The sequence below is a fragment of the Bradyrhizobium sp. 195 genome, assembly GCF_023101665.1.
GTDB lineage: Bacteria > Pseudomonadota > Alphaproteobacteria > Rhizobiales > Xanthobacteraceae > Bradyrhizobium.
Genome location: NZ_CP082163.1, coordinates 125,576 through 144,899, shown reverse-complemented (window position 1 = coordinate 144,899; position 19,324 = coordinate 125,576). Strand labels below are relative to the sequence as shown.

Here is a 19,324-nt window from a genome sequence, read left to right as displayed (position 1 = left end):
GCGGGTACGCGTGTCGTCGCCACAGAACTCCTCAACTCCCGCACCGGGCAAACCATGGCTATGTTCCGGTGCCCCGGATGCGGTTAGGTAATCTGGGACGAGCGAAAATCAGTTGGTGCCGGCTGGCAGGCGAACTCGCGCCGGGGCGCCCTCAGAGAGCATCGTAGACCCTCTACAAATCGACGGCGGCCGCGCAACGATTCGTTCTTTGGATGAGCCGCTGGCGTGGTGCGTGGAATGTCTCCGTACGAGACTCTAAAGGGCTCGGACGGGTTGGTATTTGACAGGCCGCTAACGAGCCTCGGGGCGAGGGGCTCTCAATGGGGGACTAAGAATTAAGCGTAGCCAGTTGAACGCCAAGCTGACCCAAGAGCTAACCTACAATATAATACTGAACGGAAGGTCCCCTTAGGCTAACCTGCAACCTAGGGCTTGGACCTATTTGTCACGGAGTGATTATGCCACATCACAAGCTAATAGCTCGCCTGCAGGCGGTCGGCAGTCTATCTGAACAAGATCAGCTCAGGCTCACGCGCATGCCGTACAAGGTGAAGTCCGTGGCAGATGGCGAATATGTGGTACGCGAGGGAGACAAGCCCGGTAGCTGCATCGTTGTGATTAACGGCTTTCTATCTCGGCAGAGAGTGGTGAATGCACGCAACCAGATTTCCTCGTTCTACCTGGCGGGGGACATGCCCGACTTGCCTACCCTGCATTTGCCGATCGCGGATTCTGATCTTTGCAGCGTGGGCAAGTCAATGATAGCCGCTGTGCCCCATTCATCTCTTAGAGAGATGATGAACGAGTCTCCGGGACTTACGCATGCTTTTTGGCGCGAGACGCTGATACACGCTGCCATCTACCGCGAATGGGTTGAAAATCTCGGATCGCGCCAGGCCCTGGGGAGGGTTGCGCATCTGCTTTGCGAGCTTGCCGCCCGCATGAGTTTCGTCGGGCTGGCGGACAACGGCAACTTCCGACTTCCTCTCACGCAGCAAGACGTTGCCGACGCATGTGGGCTTTCAGTAGTTCACGTGAACAGGACCATCCAGGAACTCAGGAACTTGGCACTCATTGAATGGGAAAGCCACAATGTGACGCTGCTCCGCCCAGAGGAATTAAAAGCTGTGGCCGAGTTCAGTTCTGAATATCTTCACGAGCTGGACCCAAGCGGAGGATGAAGATGAACGAGTCGGCTTGGAGTTTAGGAACGTCCGGGCGGCGACTGATTTAGGCCGGGCATGCCGCGCTTTCATTTCGACTATCATGAAGCGGAACGCGTCACTATCGACGAGGTGGGCCAGGAACTGCAGACTGCCGATGTAGCCCGCAGGATGGCCATGGTTGCCTTGGGCGAAGCCGTGCGCGATTTTACCCTTGCTGCTCGTCCGGGCAGCATCGCGATTGTGGTTAGAAATAACGCCGGCATTCTCCTGAGAGTCTGTGCCCTCATTGACGAGGCTGAAAGCTGGTGACCTGCGTCCCGGCTCGCTTGATGGCCCTCCCTCATCGTCGGTGTCGCCTGTTGCCCACAAGCAAACTCATCAGTTGCCCGACGGACAACGTACCCACCACGAAAGCCATCGAGGCTGAACCTCGTATCCAGCCGTATTCAAAGGGTCTAGCCCCTATCTGGGGCTTTGCTGTATTGACTGCCAACGCGTCGGCAATCGACGTCGTGGGAGCAAGCGCTGAAGCTTGAACCAAGACCAGGGGCGAGCGCGGTCCAATTTGGACCCCCAACTCCTTTCGTGCCGACCGCGGGCAGGAGACCGAGGAGAGAGTCGGCGGCGAAGAAGTCGGCCGGCAGACAGCAACCGAGGTCGGCGTAATCCAGGTCTATGGCTCGGCCAACAGGAGGACGCGATCCAAGCGCCGGATGCAGCGATCGGCGGACCTCACACAGAGGACGCTAGTGTGCGCCCAACATCTGTTGGTAATGTCGGACGTAATCCTCTGCCATCCGCCGCGCGGTGAAGCGCTCCTCGAATTTTGCGCGGATGCGCCGCCGATCCAAGCTTGCGAGTTGTGCCACGGCTGCAGCGGCTTCGCCTTCATTTTCGACGATGAAGCCGGTCACGCCTTCATCAATCACCTCCGGCACCGATCCGGACCGATAGGCAATGACCGGCGTGCCGCAGGCCATGGCCTCGATCATCACCAGTCCGAAAGGTTCGGGCCACCGGATCGGGAATAGCAACGCCGCTGCATCCGCGAGGAACGGCTGTTTCGTCTCATCATTCACTTCCCCGACGACCTGGACTTGCTCGCCGTCGACGTGAGGTTCAATGCGCTCCTTGAAATAGCCTGTCTCGGCCCGCGGGATTTTGGCCGCGATGCGCAGCGGGATTCCTGCTGCGCGCGCAATGCGAATGGCGTCTTCGGGGCCTTTGTCGGGGCTCAGCCGGCCCAGAAAGGCCAAGTACGACCCGGAGGTAAACGAGGCGCGAAACTGCTCGATGGGCAAGCCGTGATATACCGTTCCGCACCAGTTCGCGTTCGCGAGCGGAATGCGTTGATCATCGGAGATTGAGACAAGACAGGCCCCCGGAAATTCGTCAATCAGAGCCGGCAAACCTGGAAGATCCAATCGACCATGCATCGTCGTCACGAAGGGAATGCCCAACCGGCTGAGCAATGGCAGGTGCAGCCAGTCGATGTGGGCGTGAATGACCTCGAATTCATGAGCCCTACGCGATACTGCCTCCAACAGAACAGCCATGGCCGCATTCGGGTCTGTCCGCGGTCGCCCAAGGCGAAGCGCACGTGGCCAAACCGGATGAAGCGTAGCGCTTGTCTTCGAGTCGCCGCTCGCAAAGAGCGTGACCTCATGCCCAAGGTCGACGAGTGCATCGACGAGCCAGGCGACGACCCTTTCCGTGCCGCCATAAAGTTTCGGCGGAACGCTCTCAGCCAAGGGCGCAATCTGGGCTATTCTCATGGAGACCTTCCAAGTGAAGCTAAGACCGCGGGCCTCTTCTTCATTCCGGTTGAGCCAAGCGCGGCGACGCACAGCCGCTGCTTAGGCGATAGACTATCGTGTTCCTCGACCATGCCTCCGAACCGATCTAATCGACCCGAAACCAGCGATAGCCGTAGCCATCAAGTTCAATTGCGGCATCCGTGCCAGGCTTCGATGGATAAATTCGGTTGCCAAATACATCGGTCAGCTTTCGTCCTTTTGGAAGATCTGTGACATGTGTGCTGCATTCGTCCTGCGATAAATTGTGCAGGATAAGCACCGCCCGGCCCTCCCAGACAAAATGCTGGATCAGAACCGAGGGGCAATCGCTTTGGGGAAGGGTCCACTCGCCCCAACCGATCTCTGCACAAGACTGGCGCATCTCAACCAGCCGACGCATCCAGTTGAATAGCGAATCCGGATCACGTTGCTGAGCGATGGCATTGACCTTGGATGGACCATATTCGCCGTCGCGGATCATGTGATGCAGCAACCGCGTGGGTTGCGAGGAGAATCCGCCGTTCTCCTCGTCGCTCCATTGCATGCAAGTACGCACGGGCCATCGCTCGGGAAGCGCGAGATCGTCACCCATCCCCAGCTCGTCCCCGTAGTAGATAACCGGTGTGCCAGGAAGGCTAAAGAGCAGGCTGAATGCGAGCTCAATGCGGCGGCGGTCATTTTCGAGCATGCCTGCAAGCCGGCGGCGAATTCCGCGTCCGTAGAGCTGCATTTTGCGAGTGGGAGCGAACGCAGCGTAGACTTCTTCGCGCTCTTCGGACGACAGACGTCCAAGGTCCAACTCATCATGGTTGCGAAGGAACTGGGCCCATTGCGCGAATTGCGGCAACCGAGGCAGCGCGGTCAGACAGCGCTGCAACGGTTCGGCGCTTTCGCGCGCAAGTGCAAGAAACAGGTGTTGGTTCAACAAGAACGCGAACAGAAGATGGATGCGCGATCCGTCGCCGAAATAGTGCTCAAGCTCTGCCGGAAGAACGTTGGCTTCGGCCAGCAAGACGGCGTCACCTTTGCGCCAGGACAGGAAATCGCGAAGCTCTCCAAAAAATTCGTACCGGCGAGTCGCCGGACGATCCGGCCGAACTTCCTCAACCACGAACGGGGCAGCATCGATGCGGAATCCTGACACGCCCAGTTCGAGCCAAAAACCACAAATCTTGAAGATCTCTTCGCGAACCGCAGCGCAGCCAATGTTTAGATCAGGCTGATGCTGGTAAAACCGGTGATAATACCATGCCTGCGCACAGAGATCGTAGTTCCACACGCTCAACTGAAAGCCAGGAAAAACAACGCCATCCGTGCTGTTTTCTGGCTCGGTGTCAGACCAAACGTAGTATTCGCGAAACGGCGATGACGGATCGGCGCGCGCCTGCTGAAACCAGGGGTGTCGCTCTGATGTATGGTTGATCGGGAGATCGATGATCAGCCGCAATCCCCGAAGCCTCGCCTGGTGACTGAATTCGACGAAGTCGCCCAGGGTGCCGAGGGCTGGAGCGACGTTGTAGTAGTCGGTCACATCATAGCCGTGGTCCAGCCCGGGACTCGGATAGAAAGGGAGTAACCACAGACAGTTTACGCCAAGCTGAGCAATATGATCGAGCTGCCCAGCCAGGCCCTTGAAATCACCGATGCCGTCTCCGTTGCCATCCTTGTAGGTGGCGACGTTGAGGCTGTAAATCACGGCATTCTTGTACCAAAGATCGAGCATTACTAAGATCCTGACGGGCGGTGACGCGCTCACGTTGCTGGTGGCTGCCGCGTTTGATCCCGCTAAGATCCAGCCGATGCAGTGGGCCAAGGCCCGACGGCTTCGTCAACGCCGGGAAGACTTGGAAGTTGCTCTGTCACCTTGTCCGGCATCGATCCCCATTCGCCCTTGGGAGAGGGGAGTGTTGCGTTTCGTCGATTCGGCCAAGGTTCGATTTCACCTGCTGTAATCGGGAATAAATGGCAATTGGGCGGAACTCGCCTGACAAAACCATCTCTTTCATTGTGTCGGAGGTGTCCGGGTCGCTGAGCATGGCGAGCCCGAGGCACGCCAGCGGGCGGCTCCCCCGATCGGACCATCGCCGCGCCCGGAGCCGGCTAGAATTGATGCTGACGGCCTGAGGCGACGTATCCATCGTCCGCTCGCCCGCTTCGCGCAAGGACGAAGTCCCCTCCTTGAGCACAGTCGTACGCCCCGATCACGGATTGCGCCGCGGCTGCTCCAAAACCGCACCGGCGTAGATGTCTTCGAGGTTCATGGCGATCCCGATCGCCGCCGTGGCATGGTCTCGGCCGCACCGCCTCTTCATCATGCCTCGCCCGACCCTGAGACGATGGATGCAGGCGGCGTGGTGCGCGTCGGCAGCGGCCGCTCCGCGGCCCTCGACGGGCGCGACGGACCGCTAGGCTTGGCGTCGTATCGGCCGACCAGCGCAAGCAGGCGACGCCGGGTGAAAGGATCGGCCCGCTCGGCCAGAGCGCGGATGCGCTGCACCTGTTCTCTGCAGAAGTCCTCGTCCATCACCCTACGCTCCACTCACACAAGCTTCGTCGAACGTCACTGCGGCGGCTTCAGTTCGCCGGCGAGCTAGCCGACCGCATCCGTCTGCATCGGGTCGACGGCGAAGCGGATCACTTCCGTACGCTCGCAGGTCGAGCACTCGAAGGTGCGCTCCTCGAATCCGCGCTGGCCGGGAGAGATGCGCGCCATCCGGTGTTTGCATACCGGACACATCGGTCGCGCGTTGATCGTGGCAGTCATCCCTGAAACCCCTGGAAACGGATCATACGATGCCCGCAGCCAGAGTCTTCAATTTTCATGATCGAAGATCTTCCGTCCTCCGACGTGAGGAACGAGCGCGCTTGATCCGGATTGATTCTCCGGGTCTGCGCGCGAATGCGCGGCCTGCGCGGCTCCGCCCCCCCAAGCCCCCAAAACCCCCAAAGGCGGGGCTGCGCCCATCCAGCGTTTCGATTGACTGCGGCGGCGCGCCGATCCCGTCTACAGGGGGACGAACGGAACAGCCATCAGGCGGCTTGGCCCACCGACACCATTGTCTCGGAGAAGGATCATGAAAGCGATCTTGGCCACTATCTGCCTGTTCGCACTCGCCCTGGTTTCGCCGGCGGAGGCCAAGGGATGCATCAAGGGCGCCATCGTCGGCGGCGTTGCCGGCCACCTGGCCGGCAACGGCAAGCTCGGTGCCGCGGCGGGATGCGTCATCGGTCATCACCAGGCCAACAAGCAGAACCCCAACAACTCGAACGCCGAGTCCCCGTCGGGACAGAAGTAGCCGTCGGAGATACAGCGAAGCCCCTCATGAAGATCCGATCGCATTCCGAGAGCCACATCGTCGAACTCGACGATGGGTCGCGCTGGCAGATCTTTCCGGGCGATCTCAACCTTACCCTCGACTGGAAGCCGGAGACCGAACTTGCCGTCGTTCCGATCGAAGACGAAGTCAGTTCTCACGCGCTGGTCGGCGACGACGGTATGGTGCGTGCGATACCCGCCGGAGAAAGCTGGCCGGTGCGCGAGGTCAAGTCCGCACTCAAGGACGGCTGACGCGCCTGCAGCGAGAAACAAAACCAGTCGAAGCCGGCTCCGCGCCAACGACGGGCGCCGCCGGATGCAGTCAAAACGTTGATCTGCCTCATGGCGACGACACCGTCCGGAAGCAGAGTGCAGGCATGTCCCACTACATGTTCCGATGTCCCGTCTCCGGAGAAAACGTCCAGCGCTGGATCGACGACGATCCGGATGGTGCGCGCAATTCGTACGTCATCGTGGATTGTCCCGCTTGCGGCAAGCTGCACTTCGTGAATCGAAGTACCCACAAGCTGCTCGGACACGAATGCGAGTAGGCCTGGTGCGCTTCGCACGGGCGATCTGTCCCTGCCGACCGGACCCATCCGTACTGACGCGGTGTGCGCGATTCACCGTCCCATCGAGAGTCCAGCAGGTCATTCCAGCGGCCCGCGGCGGCCTGAAAGAAGACTGAGGGCGCTACGCTGGCCCCCTAGAACGTCCTCCTGAAAGCGAAATGGCCGCCGATTTCTCGGCGGCCCACCGGCTCGAAGTATGCTTTGTCGTACTGAAATCGCCAGCCCCGGTGCTGCGCGCGCATTACCACAGAAGTGGTCCTTCTTCTGCCCGGAAGACTACTGCACTCCGTCCGAAACGGCAGGCAAGCGGTTCCGTGCGGCTGGCCGAGCGCCCTCTACGGACATTCGGATTAGTCGGGCGCTCGCTACCTATGCGGAAACTGAATGGTCGGCAGCCCGTTGGCAGCGGATGGAAAAACGCATTCCTCGCCCTGATCGCCGCGGCGCTGCTGGTGCTCGTCGCCTCGACAGCCGCGCTCGTGGACGGCACCCGGACGCCCTCGGTATCGCCGACGTCGCCGGCCATCGCGCAAGATGTCGGCCAGCTCGCGCAGCCGGCCGGTCAGGATCTTCCGCGCGTGACCGCGCGGCGGTGAAGAGCGCGCTGCGACCAACGGCGCCTTAGCTGCGTGCGGGACCCACCGTATCGGCCATTCTGGCGCCCCGCGCGCCCATCGGCTTTGGCGAGCCGGTTGTCGTATCGCGCGCGGTCTGGTGCTCCATCTCGGCGTCCAGCTCGGCGCCAATCAGAATGACGATGGCGGAGATCCAGAGCCAGGTCATGAAGCCGATCACCGCGCCGAGCGAGCCATAGGTCTCGTTGAACTTTCCGAAACTGCCCGCATACCAGGAGAATAGCGCGGACGCTCCGAGCCAGAGCACCGCGGCCACGGCGCTGCCCCACGTGATCCAGCGCCAGCGCGGCGCCTCGCGGCTCGGCCCGTAGCGATAGATCAACGCCAGCGCCAGCGCGACCGCGATGAACATCGCCGGCCAGCGGGCGATGCGCAGCATAAGGTCGGCGAAGTTCGACAGCCCGATGAAGTTGAGCACGACTGGAATGACCACGACGGCGCCCAGCGCCGTGAGCACGAACAGGATCCGGCGAGCGTAAAAGACAGCGAGATTGCGTTCAGGGTCAGAAAGCCTCGCTTCTCATGCTCGCCGTAGACGATGTTCAAAGTGTCGAACAGCGACTTCATCGCGGCGTTGGCACTCCAAAGGGAGGTCCCGAGCCCGATGGCGAAGGTCGCCCCGAGCGTCCCGCCACCCTTCGAGGCGACCCGCGTGAGCTGGTCCCAGGCGACGTCCACCGCGCCGCCGGGCAGGACTCCGGAGAGCGCGGGAAAGATCGCCAGCAGGCTGTAGTAGGTCATGCCAGCGGCCAGCGCCAGGACGCGGTGCTCGGAGATGTTGGAGTAGACCCGCAGCAGAATGTCCTTCCACCCGCGCGCCGGGATCTCGGAGGGTGAACTCGCCTGCCGGCCGCGGTCGTTTGCGCCTAACGCCTCGGGAGCAGTCGTGTCACGGGAGCCCTTGCGCAAGGGGTTTCTTCCGCCGGGGGTTTCGATATGGCGACGTTCTTCCGGTAGCAGGACGGCGGTCAGGGCCGCTGCCATCAGGAGAGCCACCCCCAAGATGACGGTCCACTTGTCCGGCGGAGCCGACCGCTCCCGCTCGGCGGCTGCAACGTGTCTTCCCATCTTGGCTGCGGTGGTCATGGATTGGCTCGGCTGCTGACCCAAGCCTGCCCGGTCGGGCAACAGGCGCCGTGGCGGAACGTTCCCGCTCGTCCGACCCGACAGCTATGCTGGCGGTCCGCCGGCGTTCAGAAAAAATGTGGGCTGGCCTAATTTGAGGGATCGGGTATCGATACCGGATGCAACTCCAATCGACCTTGACTTGCCCAGGCTGCGGCTACCAAGCCACTGAGCCGATGCCGATCGATGCCTGCCAGTTCTTTTACGACTGCAAGGGCTGCGGAGGCCGGCTCAAGCCAAGGCGGCGCGATTGCTGCGTGTTCTGCTCCTACGGCACCGTGCCGTGCCCGCCGATCCAAGAGAACGGCAAGGGCGCGTGCTGCGGCCACTGATCCGAGGTCAGGCAGATGGATCGAGAAATGCAACTTCGGCATTTGGAACAAGCCGACCGGCACATTGCCGAAGGCAAGCGACACATTGCCGAGCAGGAAGAGCGGATTGCGGACTTGGCCTGCCTCGGAGCGGACGTTACCGAAGCCAAGAAGCTACTCGAAAATTTCTACTTCACCCAAGCCCAACACATTCAGCACCGAGACCGCATTTTGCGCGAGTTGGAAGAGTAAGGGTGCCTCAGTCGGCGGCTATCCATTCATTTGAAGGTTCGCGTCTGACCGGCAACATCGTTTCGCGGTCAAGATTCGGTCGCCTCGCCCAGAACTCGTCTAGTTCGGCGCGCGCCGCTCCGGCAAGCGAGGGCCGTTTGCGGCGGCTGGAACCCTGCTCGAGCTCCAAGAACAACTTCAGACCGGGTCTCGCGCGACTACATTTCGGTCGACGTTCATCGTTACGCGAACGCCCTTTTCTGGCGCGGACACGACGCTGAAGTCCGCTTTCGTATTTTCCCTCAGGGTTTGAACGATGAGGGCGCCGATCTTTCCCGGGATCGGCCACGTGACGCCCTTGGGCAACCCGACTCCATCGTCCGCTACGACGACGCGATGCCTTTCCTCGCCCTGGCGCAGACATTCGATTGTGATCACGCCATGCCCGCGACCATTGAAGGCATGTTTGAAGGAGTTGGTCAGGACCTCGTTCTCGACGAGACCCACGGACAGCGCCGTGTTGACCGACACCCGCGCAGGCTCCATTTTCTGCTCCAGTCGAATTCCGTCGACGGCGCACGTGTTCATGACAGCGGCGGCGATCTGGCTCAGGTAGTGGCCGAGGTCGGTCTCTTCGCCGACGGCATCGTTCGACAGAGCCTGATAAAGCAGATGCAAGGACTCGATACGGCCGGCAAGCGTCTGCAGGTCGGCCCTTCCGCCCCGTCTTTCGTTGCGCGCTTCGAGCCGTATGAGTGCGACGATCAGTTGAAGATTGTTCTTCACGCGGTGTTGCAGTTCCCGCAGCAGGATATCCTTGTCGCGAATCCGGCGCGCATATTCCTCGCGCTCGGCCCGCGCCCGGTCGGTTATGTCGATCAGCGCGGCTATGCGATAATTCTCGCTTCCGTCCTCCTTTTGAATGAGACCGGAGAAAGCCTCGACGAGAAGCGGCCTCGGCGGCTCCGCCCGGAAGGTGCCGAGAAACTCCTCTCCGCCTTTCAGCATGGCTGCCTCGAGCGTGACGTTCGGATCGTGTTCGTCCTTGAACGCGGCCAAAATCGACCAGCCCTTGCCCGCGCAATCCTTCGCATCCTGGCCCAAGAGAGTTTCGGAGGCTTTGTTGGCGTAGCAGATGCGCTATCGCCGCGAAAAAACTTCGAGACCACGATGGCGATCGGGATGTGATCGAGGAATTGCTTGAACTCTGCCGTCTCGATGGCATTCGATAGTTCGGCCAAGTCGAACAGATCGTTGATCTGCTGGGCCGTCCCGGATAGCTCCGAAGATTGGTCGGACATCGACGATCCTTTCTTCGACTTCATGGCGCTGCCGGAAGCGGCTGTCTCTCGGCCAGCATCTCACTCAGCTGCCCGAGCAGGGAAGGGCGATATGATGACACATGCGAGGGTCCAAGTCCCCTTCGACATCGGAACGGAATTGCGCCCACCCGATTGATCGGCATGGAGCGACTTATCTACGAGAGCAGCAATGGCGACGTTTGGCGCGCGACCCCGCATCGAAGATGCCTGTCGTGAAACACCAGCCGAACGCCAGTTCAGGTGGGCAGACGTCCTACACGGACATGGGCAAATTCCTGCGATGCGGGGCCGGCGGCCCGGAGCACCAGGCGCGCTGAAGCTCGTCGGCACGCTGCTCGGCGACTGAGGAGACCGGCCGGCCGCGTCTCCTTCCTCTTCGCGGCGGTCGGCCACGGCGGGGAAGGCAACTTAGAATGATCCCAAAACCGGATTCCGGAACTTTCCCGTAGGTTCACTTTTGTACATTGGCCGTGAAGCGACTTCGCCCCTGGGGGCTCCAACCAACGAGAGCTGTGCGTGCCTGAAGCGCCATTGGTCCTCATCGTCGAGGATGACTACCCGTTGCAGGGCGTGGTCGAAGATTTCCTGCGCGAGGGCGGGTTCGAGACCCATGCCTTGTCGTCCGGAGAGGAGGCACTGACTCTGTTCAGGGGCAAGGTCGCCGAATACAAGGCGCTGGTCACCGACGTGAACCTCAAAGGCAGGCTGAGCGGATGGGATGTCGCGAGGCAGATCAGGGAGATCGTCGCTGATTTCCCGGTCGTGTACATGACCGGAGCGGCCGGCAACGAGTGGACCTCGCAAGGCGTCCCCAACAGCGTTCTGCTGCAAAAGCCCTTCGCGCCGGCGCAGCTGGTGACTGCTGTTTCGCAACTGCTCAATGCGGCGCCGCCGCCCGCTTAGCGCACCGGTCTGTCGACGACGGAGCTTGCGGGCGAGCCATCCCGCCGCATCCGTTCATGGGAATCCACCTCCATCGATGTTTTTCGATTAGCCCGCAAGTTGACAATCTCCGCTCTTCGAAGCCGCATCCGCCCGGAGAGATGCGCGCCAGAGCCGCCTAGGGATGATCTCCGCCGATGCTGCCCGTGAAAGAATGCTTGGGACCGGGAAGGATTGGGTTAGGGACGGCAGCGCCACCGCTTCACGAGGGGAAGGCCGATGTTCTGCGGGCCGACCGCCCTTTGTTCCCTTCAGTTTCGTCGTCCCAGGCAACCGCTGCCGGTGGGAACCCGCTGCTGGCGCGCTGCGTTGGCCAAGGCAACTCCAAGCAATCGTTGGGGGATCAAAATAACTTCGAGCAGCCGGCGCCGGCAGCGTCCGGAGCGTCAGGCCCGTCCGGGATGGGCATCCGCGGTCGCAGTGTGGGAGGAGCAGCGTGATCGAAGTTGACGACCTCGCGAGCTCGCCCGGTGACATCACCGCGGCCCAGTGGCGTCAAATCGTCAACGGCGCCACTGACACGGCCATCATCAGCACGGACCAACGAGGGCTTGTCACCAGTTGGAATAGCGGCGCAAGCCGCATTCTGGGGTGGAGCGAGCCCGAGATGCTCGGCAAGTCCCTGGGGCGCATCTTTGCCGGAGACGAGGGACAGGCCCGGTTGGGCCGGGAAATGGACGATGCGATCGCCCACGGCAGGGACGGTGGCGAGGAAGGTTGGCGCGTCCGCAAGGACGGGAGCCGCTTCTGGGCGGTCGGCGAACTAAGCCCGATCCGCGAAGGCACGGAGATCATCGGTTTCGTCAAGATCCTGCGCGACCGAACGGTCCAGCGGGAGAGCGAGGAAATTATTCGCGAGGAGCGGCATGCGCTCGAAGTGCTCAACCGCGCCGGATCCACTCTTGCCCTCAAGACCGATCTTCAGCGCTTGGTGCAGATCGTCACGGACGCGGGCGTCGAACTCAGCGGCGCCGAGTTCGGCGCGTTCTTCTACAATCTTACCAACGAGGCCGGCGAGAGCTACGTGCTCTACACGCTGTCGGGCGCGCCGCTGGAGGCATTCTCGAAGTTTCCGATGCCGCGAAACACCGAAGTGTTCGCGCCGACCTTCAACGGCGAGGGCATCGTCCGCTCCGACGATATCACCAAGGATCCGCGCTACGGCAAAAACCCCGCCGCTTAAGGGCATGCCCGAAGGCCGTCTGCCCGTGCGCAGCTATCTCGCCGTTCCCGTGATCTCGCGGACCGGGGGCGTGATCGGAGGGCTGTTCTTCGGCCACGGCAAGGCCGGCGTCTTTTCGGAGCGCTCGGAGCGGGGGCTTTCGGGGCTTGCGGCCGAAGCGGCGGTTGCGATCGACAATGTCCGCCTGTCGCAGGCCTCGCAACGCGAGATCGCCGAACGCAAGCGCGCCCAGGAGGCGCTGGTCGAGCTGAACGCGACGCTGGAAAAGCAAGTGCTCGAGCGCACCGAACAGCTCAAGCGCAACGAGGAGGCGCTGCGGCAATCCCAGAAGATGGAAGCCGTGGGGCAGTTGACGGGAGGCATCGCCCACGATTTCAACAACCTCCTCCAGGTGATCATCGGAAATCTCGACACGCTGCAGCGGAATATTCCTTCCAATTCCGCCCATCTGCAGCGCGCCGTGCGTCACGCCATGACGGGTGCCCAGCGAGCGGCCTCGCTTACCCAGCGGCTTCTCGCGTTTTCGCGAAGGCAGCCGCTCGATCCCAAGCCGATCGACGTCAACCTTTTGGTCAATGGGCTTTCCGAGATGATCCATCGCACCCTCGGCGAGACCATTTCCGTAGAGACGGTGCTCGGTGCTGGTTTGTGGCGCGCGGAAGCCGATCCGAACGAACTCGAGGCCGCCATCCTCAACCTCGCCGTCAACGCGCGGGATGCCATGCCGAACGGCGGAAGGCTGACACTGGAGACCGGCAACACCCACATCGATGAAGCCTATGTGGCGGCTCACAGCGAAGTGGTGGCTGGCCAATATGATCCGAACTGATCCTTCACGTGGAGTTCAGGTAGCAGGCGCCAAGGATGACGGTCACAGCAGCGCCATTACGGCCACGACCACGCCTGCCGCGGTCACACACCAGCATGACAATTCAAGGACCCGCATGATGCGCCCTCTGTGCACGGCCTGCCCGGCTGCCGACCTTATACCTGGAACTCGGCAGCCGGAACCGAAACCTTTGCGTGGCTTTGCGGTTCACGACAGGGGCGCAGGACATGAGACCCGCCATGCCCCTCATGCCGATAGGCGATGTGTTCGGCACGATCGTGATCATGACCGTCGCCTTCTTGGCCGAGGTCGCGCTGTTCACCCTTCTCGGAACGTTCTGAGGAAGGCCGCTATCAGGAGTTCTTTGCGCGCGAGCTGTTGTTCTGCGGCAAAACAGATCCACCAACATTCATGTAGTCGGGAAGTCGGCTGGGCTGAGGCAGATGTCGGCCGGCATCCTTCTCGTCGCGTCTTGACGTTGTTGGTCGTGGTGCATCTCGGGACGCGCATATCGATCTGACGCTGCTATGTGGCAGCGAGCAGGTCCGCGGCGTCGCCATCAGAGTCCGAATGGATAGGTGTCCGGGACGCCGCTAGGGCGATGCTCTGGTCCCAAAGGACGGACCGAGTGCGTCTCGTCGAACCACAAGAACGCGTCGAACTGCTGAGGCATCGAAGCTTCCGCATAGTGGCTTTGCAACTCGGTGCTCGGGCGGTAGATGACGCCGATGAACCGTTCGAGGCGCGGCTCCAGCAGGCAACGTCGAAGGCTCTCGTCCCGGCGGAATTCGAGAAAACCGCTCGCCGCTCCCGCGTCGTGGAACAGCCGCTCATAGCTGTCCGGCCGGGACGGCCGCACCTGCATCACTTCCATCTCGCCGTCCCAATCCGACGCGGCGGCGACGGTGCCCGTATGGGTGCCGAACCCGATCAGACACGCTGCTTCGGCAAACTTCTCCCGACAAAGCTGACCGATGTTGAGTTCGTCGCGGACCGCGCCCATCTCGGTGAAACGGGCGTCTCCGATGTGGGAGTTATGCGCCCAGACCACGGCCTTGGATCGGGGACCTTGTGCGTCCAGGATATGGCCCAGGGTCTCGAACATGTGCGTGTCGCGGAGATTCCAGGATTCGGCGCCGCCGTAGTACATGATGCGGTAGTAGCGCTCGGCCGAGGCGATCAGCCGCGCGTTCTGCGCGGCGTCCAGGAAGCTGTCCGGATCGCTCGCCGCGTAGTCCAACTCCTTCTTCAGGATATCCTGGCACTGCCGAAGGATCTCCGCCTCGCATTTCCGGTAGCCTTCGGTCAGGACGGCACGGCCGTAGGTCGAAGGTTCGCGCTGCCAAGGGGTCAGGCAGCCGTAGCGTTCGCGGGCCACGGCCGCGGCTTCGGGATCCACGCCGTCGAGGTAGGCGAGAACGGCCGCGATCGAGCTTCGCATGTTGTAGATGTCGAGGCCGAAGAATCCGGCCGGCTCGCCTGTCGGCTTTCCTTCATTGTGTTTGCGCATCCACGCCACGAAGGCCGCGACATCCGTGTTGCGCCACATCCAGGTCGGGAAACGCTCGAACGGCCTTTCGCCGGAGCCGCGGGACGCCCGATGGCGAACGTAGCGGTCGATGGCGGCGGCGTCCGGCCAATCCGCCTCGACCGCAACGATCGTAAAGCCGTGCTTCTCGATCAGGTGGCGCGTGATCGCGGCGCGCGCCTGGTAGAATTCCGACGTGCCATGACTGGCTTCGCCCAGCAGGACGACGCGGCACTGCGCGAAACGATCAAAGAGGGCGCCGAAGGCGGGATCTTCGAGGGCCGGCAAGGGTTCGATGGCGGCGCCGATCATCTCCGGCAGCGAGCGGAAGCGTGTGCGCCCGGGGATGTGATTGCTGGCGGCGCGCGTGCCGTCCTCGGCCCATCCGTGCTCTCCGATCAGGGGCACGAAATGGACGGCACCGAAGGTCTCTTCGTCGTATTCCGCTTCGCTCCGGCGCGTGACCCGCAGCAGCGACTGTTCGTCTTCGCGAGCGCCGACGGGGATGACGAGCCGCCCGCCGACGGCCAATTGGCTCTTGAGCGCATTCGGCACCGTCGGGCCGCCAGCGGCTACCAGGATCGCGTCGAATGGCGCTTCTGCGGGCAGGCCGCGGGTGCCGTCGCCGGTGTGAACCACGCAGTTGTCGTATCCTTGCGCCGCCAGACGCAGGGCGGCGATCCTGGCCAGATCGGCATGTCGCTCGATTGTGTGAACTGATCCGGCGAGGCGCGAGGCGACCGCCGCGGCATAGCCCGAACCGGTCCCGACCTCGAGCACCTTGTCTGCCGGTTTCAGTTCTGCCGCTTCGCTCATCAATGCGACGATATAGGGCTGCGAGATGGTCTGGGCGTTCGCGATCGGCAGCGCCCCATCCTCATAGGCGAATTCCTCGAAGCCGGATTCCACGAACCGCTCCCGAGGGACCTGTGCCATGGCCTTCAGGACGCGTCGGTCGCGGATGCCGCGGCCGGCAAGTTGAACCTCGACCATGCGGTCGCCAAGTTGGACGAATTCGGCCAGCGCAGCCTCCGTCGGAGTTCTGGTGCGAGAAGCCAATCGGAAGAAGCCGAACAGGTTCCTTCCCGCGGCCAAGCGCCTGCTGCCGAGGCGACGCTCGGAACCATCGATCGTACGGAAACCAACACGCCAAGCGGCCCGACTATGCCGGTTGATGACGAGGCGAAACTGCATCCGGGGCGAAAACGGGTCATAATCGTGGGAACGACCCGGCGGTCGTCAGGGACGGCTCGTTTCCGTAGATTCCCCAAACCAGCCGCTGCCATGCTCAAGTTGCGCAGCACCGGGGCTAGGCGAATTTCACTCGGCCTGAGTTCGGGGCCGACCTACTTCCAGCTTGAGCAGGTCGGCAGCCGTTTCGAATGTGCTGGTTGCGCTCGAAGAGAGCAGGGCCCAATGCATCAGTGCGCCATGCTGCGACCTGCCTCTTCACAAGCGCTCATGCACCGCCGGCATGCTTCCGCGCAGATTCGACAGTGCTCATGCATCTTGGCGTGCTTCTCGCATCCCTCGGCGCAGAGCCGGCACGCCGCAGCGCAGGCGTGCAGCATCCTGCGGATGGTCTCCTCGTCCGATCCGGTGCGGCGGGTCGATATCCTGCCGGTGACGTTGCAGATGTCGGCGCAGTCCAGGTTCAGGCGGACGCATTGCGTAAGCGACTTGATATTGTCCTCCGCCAGACAGGCGTCAGCACAGGATGTGCAGGTTTGCGCGCAGGAGTAGCACTCCTCAATGCAGCGGATGAGCGCGTCGTTTGTCTGTCCGCGCACGTGGGGATGAGTGCTGATCATTTGTTGCGCATGCATGGAAAATCTCCATCCTTCCGGAACGCTCCCGCCCCGCTCTTCCAATCGACGGTCGAAGGAATGGTTTCTACGATCACGCAAATGCGGGGGCCGCAGGGACGGTTCCTACGGGGTATGGTTCGCGCCGGTGAGCCTGGAGAAGGTGACGCAGGAAATTGCCGATCTGCAGCATCTCTCGTCGCTTGCGGGCTCGTTGCGGGTTGTGGCGGAAACCAATCCGAAGGTCTCATTCTCGCCAGCGTCGGACCTAAAGTAAGATTTTCCGATTGGCTGTAACCGAAACGACTGGGCGATCGAACTAAAACGTAGATAGGCGAGCATGACCGCGGAAACCGAGCTGAAGGCGCTCATGCTTGCCAGTCAGGAGGGTGACGCCGCCGCGCATCGCATGCTGCTTGAGCGGCTGAGCCGACACTTGCGTGCCTATTACAAAGGCAAGCTCGCGAAGATCGGCCGAGGTGCGACGGAAGCGGAGGATCTGGTTCAGGAGGCCGTCTTGGCTATCCACACGCAGCGACACACGTACGATCCGGGTGAGCCGCTGACGCCCTGGGTGCACGCGATTGCGCGCTACAAACTGATCGATTTCCTGCGCCGGGACCGGGCGCCCATGGCCAATGTGCCGATCGACGAAGCCAGTGAAGTCACGGCGCGTGACGATCACCTGAGCGCAGAGAGCAGTTTTGACCTGGCGCGTCTGCTAAAGCAATTGCCTGAGCAGATTGCATGCGCGATCGAGGCCGTGAAGGTCGACTGCCTAACTGTGGCCGAAGCCGCACGGCGATGCCGCATCTCCGAATCCAGCGTGAAGGTCAATATCCATCGTGGACTAAAAGCGTTGGCGGCATTAATCGCCCAGAGAGCGCAAAGATGAAGACAGACGAATTGATCGCCGCACTCAGCACCAACGTGGAGCCGATCAATAGGCGGCTGGTCGGTCGAAGCGTGGGCGTCGCGCTTGCGGTTGGCATTGTCGTTGCGATTGGGATCATGTTCATCGCGCTGGGCGTCCGCGAGGACCTGACCACGCCTCGCGCCGTGATTTTCCTGTTCCTGAAGCTCGCGTTCGCGATCGGAACGGTAGGCGCGGCGTCCGTCTATTTGATGCGACTTGCCCGTCCGGGAGGGGAGCGAAGAGTTTCGTCTGGACTCGCCGCGCTACCATTCATGGCGATCCTGCTGCTCGCCGGCGTCAGCCTTGGACAGGCGCCCAGCTCGCACTGGGACAAGATCGTGATGGGGAACGACTGGCTTGAATGCCTCATTTCCATTCCGATCATCGCGGTCCTTCCCTTTGCGGTCGTCATTTGGGCGGTGCGACAGGCGGCTCCGACAAATCTGGTACGCACAGGCGCCTTCAGCGGGCTGCTCGCAGGTGGTGTGAGTGCGATCGGCTATGCGCTTCACTGCACCGACGACTCGCTGCCCTTTATCGCGCTCTGGTATGGCAGCACGATCGTGCTGTGCACGCTCGCCGGCGCTATCTTGGGACCGCGGCTGCTGCGCTGGTAACGACGGATTGACGCCTCTCACGTCGGCGTGAACCTGTAACCACCGGATGATCGGTTCCGAACTCCTCATTAGAAGCGCAACGCATGCGTTTCAGCAAGATGATGGAGCCGGGACCATGTTGACGAAAAGCCTTCTCGCAATCACTATTCTGGCGGCGTTGTCCGCCAGCGCCCAGGCGGGCTCGACGATCTCAGACAAGAGCTATTGGCCAGACGAGGCCAGGCAAACCGCGCAAGCGAGCACCGTCTCTCCCGCAGCGCAGTCCATATTCGGCGTTCGCCTATGATCGCGGAACGCCGGAGTATCAGGCCACGACCACTCCGATGGCGGGTGAGTCCCCATGGCGCTATCATGGAGGACCCAAATCCCGCTAGTTTCGTGGGCGACGTTCGCTGATTGGCCGACGAGGGATCGCGGAATACAATTACCTCCGCAATCCCTCCTCTTCTTCACGGAGAGATGTCCGATGAGCTACCAAGAACGAGGCGCGGAGAAGGCCTGCTTTGCGCGACGATCCTTTCTGGCCCTGATCGTTGCCGGGACAGTTGGAGCGGTGGTACGCCCCGCCGTTGCCGCTGAACCCATGATCAAGGTCCAGGATCCGAACTGCGGCTGTTGCTCGGGCTGGGTACAACACTTGCGCGACGCCGGATTCACGGTCCAGGTGGACGACGCTTCCGATCTTGCGGGCGTCCGGAGACGCTTGGGCGTCCCGACCGATCTGGCCGCATGCCATACGGCGGAGGTGGGCGGCTACGTTCTCGAGGGACACGTACCTGCGCCGGCGGTGAGGCGGTTGCTGACAGAGCGCCCGAAGGCTCTGGGGCTTGCCGTGTCCGGCATGCCCGTAGGGTCGCCGGGGATGGAAGGTGGACACCCCGAGCCTTACACGGTCGTGCTGTTCGGACCGGCAGGTCGTGCGACGTTCATGCGGTTCCTCGGCAAGGAAGCCATCGGCTGACCGTCTTGGAAAGTTAACCACTGGGCGCCCGGCTCGCGCGTTTGTGAACGGGGGCACTTTCCAGCGTCC

The 19,324-nt window shown here is 62.0% G+C and carries 19 protein-coding genes and 2 pseudogenes; 13 read left to right on the top strand and 8 right to left on the bottom strand.

Annotated features, from left to right (window positions below):
• The first annotated feature begins 458 nt into the window (after positions 1 to 458).
• Both IVB26_RS42455 and IVB26_RS42450 read left to right on the top strand, forming a co-directional pair.
• A complete protein-coding gene (locus IVB26_RS42455; RefSeq protein ID WP_247495157.1) occupies positions 459 to 1,181 on the top strand; it encodes a Crp/Fnr family transcriptional regulator in 723 nt (240 codons plus the stop codon).
• A 60-nt stretch (positions 1,182 to 1,241) separates the two neighbouring features.
• Entirely contained in the window at positions 1,242 to 1,475 is a 234-nt protein-coding gene (locus IVB26_RS42450) for a DUF6894 family protein (RefSeq protein ID WP_247495156.1), read from the top strand.
• A 437-nt stretch (positions 1,476 to 1,912) separates the two neighbouring features.
• On the opposite strand, the gene IVB26_RS42445 is transcribed toward IVB26_RS42450, so the two are convergent.
• The 4 genes from IVB26_RS42445 to IVB26_RS42430 form a co-directional block, all read right to left on the bottom strand.
• Complete coding sequence (locus IVB26_RS42445) at positions 1,913 to 2,941, bottom strand: glycosyltransferase family 4 protein (protein WP_247973958.1); 1,029 nt, start codon at positions 2,939 to 2,941, stop codon at positions 1,913 to 1,915.
• 127 nt (positions 2,942 to 3,068) lie between these two features.
• The gene (locus IVB26_RS42440) at positions 3,069 to 4,685 is read right to left on the bottom strand and encodes an alpha-amylase family protein (protein ID WP_247973957.1); all 1,617 of its coding nucleotides are present in this window, start codon (positions 4,683 to 4,685) and stop codon (positions 3,069 to 3,071) included.
• 588 nt (positions 4,686 to 5,273) lie between these two features.
• A complete protein-coding gene (locus IVB26_RS42435; RefSeq protein ID WP_247973956.1) occupies positions 5,274 to 5,486 on the bottom strand; it encodes a hypothetical protein in 213 nt (70 codons plus the stop codon).
• A 66-nt stretch (positions 5,487 to 5,552) separates the two neighbouring features.
• Complete coding sequence (locus IVB26_RS42430) at positions 5,553 to 5,726, bottom strand: response regulator (protein ID WP_247973955.1); 174 nt, start codon at positions 5,724 to 5,726, stop codon at positions 5,553 to 5,555.
• A 310-nt stretch (positions 5,727 to 6,036) separates the two neighbouring features.
• Between IVB26_RS42430 and IVB26_RS42425 the strand changes: the two genes are divergently transcribed.
• The 4 genes from IVB26_RS42425 to IVB26_RS42410 all read left to right on the top strand — a co-directional run bounded on the left by IVB26_RS42425 (position 6,037) and on the right by IVB26_RS42410 (position 7,446).
• Complete coding sequence (locus IVB26_RS42425; RefSeq protein ID WP_247973954.1) at positions 6,037 to 6,258, top strand: hypothetical protein; 222 nt, start codon at positions 6,037 to 6,039, stop codon at positions 6,256 to 6,258.
• A 26-nt stretch (positions 6,259 to 6,284) separates the two neighbouring features.
• On the top strand, positions 6,285 to 6,530 hold the full coding sequence (locus tag IVB26_RS42420; protein ID WP_247973953.1) for a hypothetical protein: 246 nt from the start codon (positions 6,285 to 6,287) through the stop codon (positions 6,528 to 6,530).
• Positions 6,531 to 6,655: 125 nt separating this feature from the next.
• Positions 6,656 to 6,829, top strand: a complete 174-nt coding sequence (locus IVB26_RS42415; protein WP_247973952.1) for a hypothetical protein — start codon at positions 6,656 to 6,658, stop codon at positions 6,827 to 6,829.
• A gap of 179 nt (positions 6,830 to 7,008) precedes the next feature.
• Complete coding sequence (locus IVB26_RS42410) at positions 7,009 to 7,446, top strand: hypothetical protein (RefSeq protein WP_247973951.1); 438 nt, start codon at positions 7,009 to 7,011, stop codon at positions 7,444 to 7,446.
• Between the two features lie 25 nt (positions 7,447 to 7,471).
• Here IVB26_RS42410 and IVB26_RS42405 read toward each other — a convergent pair.
• Positions 7,472 to 8,469: pseudogene (locus IVB26_RS42405) on the bottom strand (YihY/virulence factor BrkB family protein).
• Positions 8,470 to 8,729: 260 nt separating this feature from the next.
• Here IVB26_RS42405 and IVB26_RS42400 point away from each other — a divergent pair.
• A complete protein-coding gene (locus IVB26_RS42400) occupies positions 8,730 to 8,942 on the top strand; it encodes a GDCCVxC domain-containing (seleno)protein (RefSeq protein WP_247973950.1) in 213 nt (70 codons plus the stop codon).
• Between the two features lie 15 nt (positions 8,943 to 8,957).
• The gene (locus IVB26_RS42395; protein ID WP_247973949.1) at positions 8,958 to 9,173 is read left to right on the top strand and encodes a hypothetical protein; all 216 of its coding nucleotides are present in this window, start codon (positions 8,958 to 8,960) and stop codon (positions 9,171 to 9,173) included.
• A 177-nt stretch (positions 9,174 to 9,350) separates the two neighbouring features.
• Here the strand turns inward: IVB26_RS42395 and IVB26_RS42390 are convergent, their stop codons facing one another.
• Positions 9,351 to 10,256 (bottom strand): sensor histidine kinase, encoded by a 906-nt coding sequence (locus IVB26_RS42390; protein ID WP_247973948.1) that lies wholly within the window; start codon positions 10,254 to 10,256, stop codon positions 9,351 to 9,353.
• 734 nt (positions 10,257 to 10,990) lie between these two features.
• Here IVB26_RS42390 and IVB26_RS42385 point away from each other — a divergent pair.
• A complete protein-coding gene (locus IVB26_RS42385) occupies positions 10,991 to 11,377 on the top strand; it encodes a response regulator (protein WP_247973947.1) in 387 nt (128 codons plus the stop codon).
• A gap of 475 nt (positions 11,378 to 11,852) precedes the next feature.
• Positions 11,853 to 13,416 (top strand): annotated as a pseudogene (locus IVB26_RS43290) (PAS domain S-box protein); the annotation flags it as partial.
• A gap of 571 nt (positions 13,417 to 13,987) precedes the next feature.
• Here the strand turns inward: IVB26_RS43290 and IVB26_RS42365 are convergent.
• Both IVB26_RS42365 and IVB26_RS42360 read right to left on the bottom strand, forming a co-directional pair.
• Positions 13,988 to 15,979 (bottom strand): protein-L-isoaspartate(D-aspartate) O-methyltransferase, encoded by a 1,992-nt coding sequence (locus IVB26_RS42365; protein WP_458309404.1) that lies wholly within the window; start codon positions 15,977 to 15,979, stop codon positions 13,988 to 13,990.
• Between the two features lie 398 nt (positions 15,980 to 16,377).
• Positions 16,378 to 16,782 (bottom strand): four-helix bundle copper-binding protein, encoded by a 405-nt coding sequence (locus IVB26_RS42360; RefSeq protein ID WP_247973945.1) that lies wholly within the window; start codon positions 16,780 to 16,782, stop codon positions 16,378 to 16,380.
• A 319-nt stretch (positions 16,783 to 17,101) separates the two neighbouring features.
• Here IVB26_RS42360 and IVB26_RS42355 point away from each other — a divergent pair, with 319 nt between their 5' ends.
• From IVB26_RS42355 to IVB26_RS42345, 3 genes are all read left to right on the top strand, one after another.
• The gene (locus IVB26_RS42355; protein ID WP_247973944.1) at positions 17,102 to 17,656 is read left to right on the top strand and encodes a sigma-70 family RNA polymerase sigma factor; all 555 of its coding nucleotides are present in this window, start codon (positions 17,102 to 17,104) and stop codon (positions 17,654 to 17,656) included.
• Entirely contained in the window at positions 17,653 to 18,294 is a 642-nt protein-coding gene (locus IVB26_RS42350) for a DUF1109 domain-containing protein (protein ID WP_247973943.1), read from the top strand. Before IVB26_RS42355 ends, IVB26_RS42350 begins: the two co-directional genes overlap by 4 nt.
• 466 nt (positions 18,295 to 18,760) lie before the next feature.
• A complete protein-coding gene (locus tag IVB26_RS42345) occupies positions 18,761 to 19,255 on the top strand; it encodes a DUF411 domain-containing protein (RefSeq protein ID WP_458309402.1) in 495 nt (164 codons plus the stop codon).
• Positions 19,256 to 19,324 lie beyond the last annotated feature (69 nt).

Bases quoted from the DNA above. Each gene is read 5' to 3' on its own strand.
- IVB26_RS42410 (WP_247973951.1), top strand. From the start codon at position 7,009: ATGGCCGCCGATTTCTCGGCGGCCCACCGGCTCGAAGTATGCTTTGTC.
- IVB26_RS42360 (WP_247973945.1), bottom strand. From the start codon at position 16,782: ATGCATGCGCAACAAATGATCAGCACTCATCCCCACGTGCGCGGACAG.
- IVB26_RS42350 (WP_247973943.1), top strand. From the start codon at position 17,653: ATGAAGACAGACGAATTGATCGCCGCACTCAGCACCAACGTGGAGCCG.
- IVB26_RS42430 (WP_247973955.1), bottom strand. From the start codon at position 5,726: ATGACTGCCACGATCAACGCGCGACCGATGTGTCCGGTATGCAAACAC.
- IVB26_RS42420 (WP_247973953.1), top strand. From the start codon at position 6,285: ATGAAGATCCGATCGCATTCCGAGAGCCACATCGTCGAACTCGACGAT.
- IVB26_RS42455 (WP_247495157.1), top strand. From the start codon at position 459: ATGCCACATCACAAGCTAATAGCTCGCCTGCAGGCGGTCGGCAGTCTA.
- IVB26_RS42435 (WP_247973956.1), bottom strand. From the start codon at position 5,486: ATGGACGAGGACTTCTGCAGAGAACAGGTGCAGCGCATCCGCGCTCTG.
- IVB26_RS42445 (WP_247973958.1), bottom strand. From the start codon at position 2,941: ATGAGAATAGCCCAGATTGCGCCCTTGGCTGAGAGCGTTCCGCCGAAA.
- IVB26_RS42450 (WP_247495156.1), top strand. From the start codon at position 1,242: ATGCCGCGCTTTCATTTCGACTATCATGAAGCGGAACGCGTCACTATC.
- IVB26_RS42415 (WP_247973952.1), top strand. From the start codon at position 6,656: ATGTCCCACTACATGTTCCGATGTCCCGTCTCCGGAGAAAACGTCCAG.
- IVB26_RS42345 (WP_458309402.1), top strand. From the start codon at position 18,761: ATGAGCTACCAAGAACGAGGCGCGGAGAAGGCCTGCTTTGCGCGACGA.
- IVB26_RS42355 (WP_247973944.1), top strand. From the start codon at position 17,102: ATGACCGCGGAAACCGAGCTGAAGGCGCTCATGCTTGCCAGTCAGGAG.
- IVB26_RS42400 (WP_247973950.1), top strand. From the start codon at position 8,730: ATGCAACTCCAATCGACCTTGACTTGCCCAGGCTGCGGCTACCAAGCC.
- IVB26_RS42440 (WP_247973957.1), bottom strand. From the start codon at position 4,685: ATGCTCGATCTTTGGTACAAGAATGCCGTGATTTACAGCCTCAACGTC.
- IVB26_RS42425 (WP_247973954.1), top strand. From the start codon at position 6,037: ATGAAAGCGATCTTGGCCACTATCTGCCTGTTCGCACTCGCCCTGGTT.
- IVB26_RS42395 (WP_247973949.1), top strand. From the start codon at position 8,958: ATGGATCGAGAAATGCAACTTCGGCATTTGGAACAAGCCGACCGGCAC.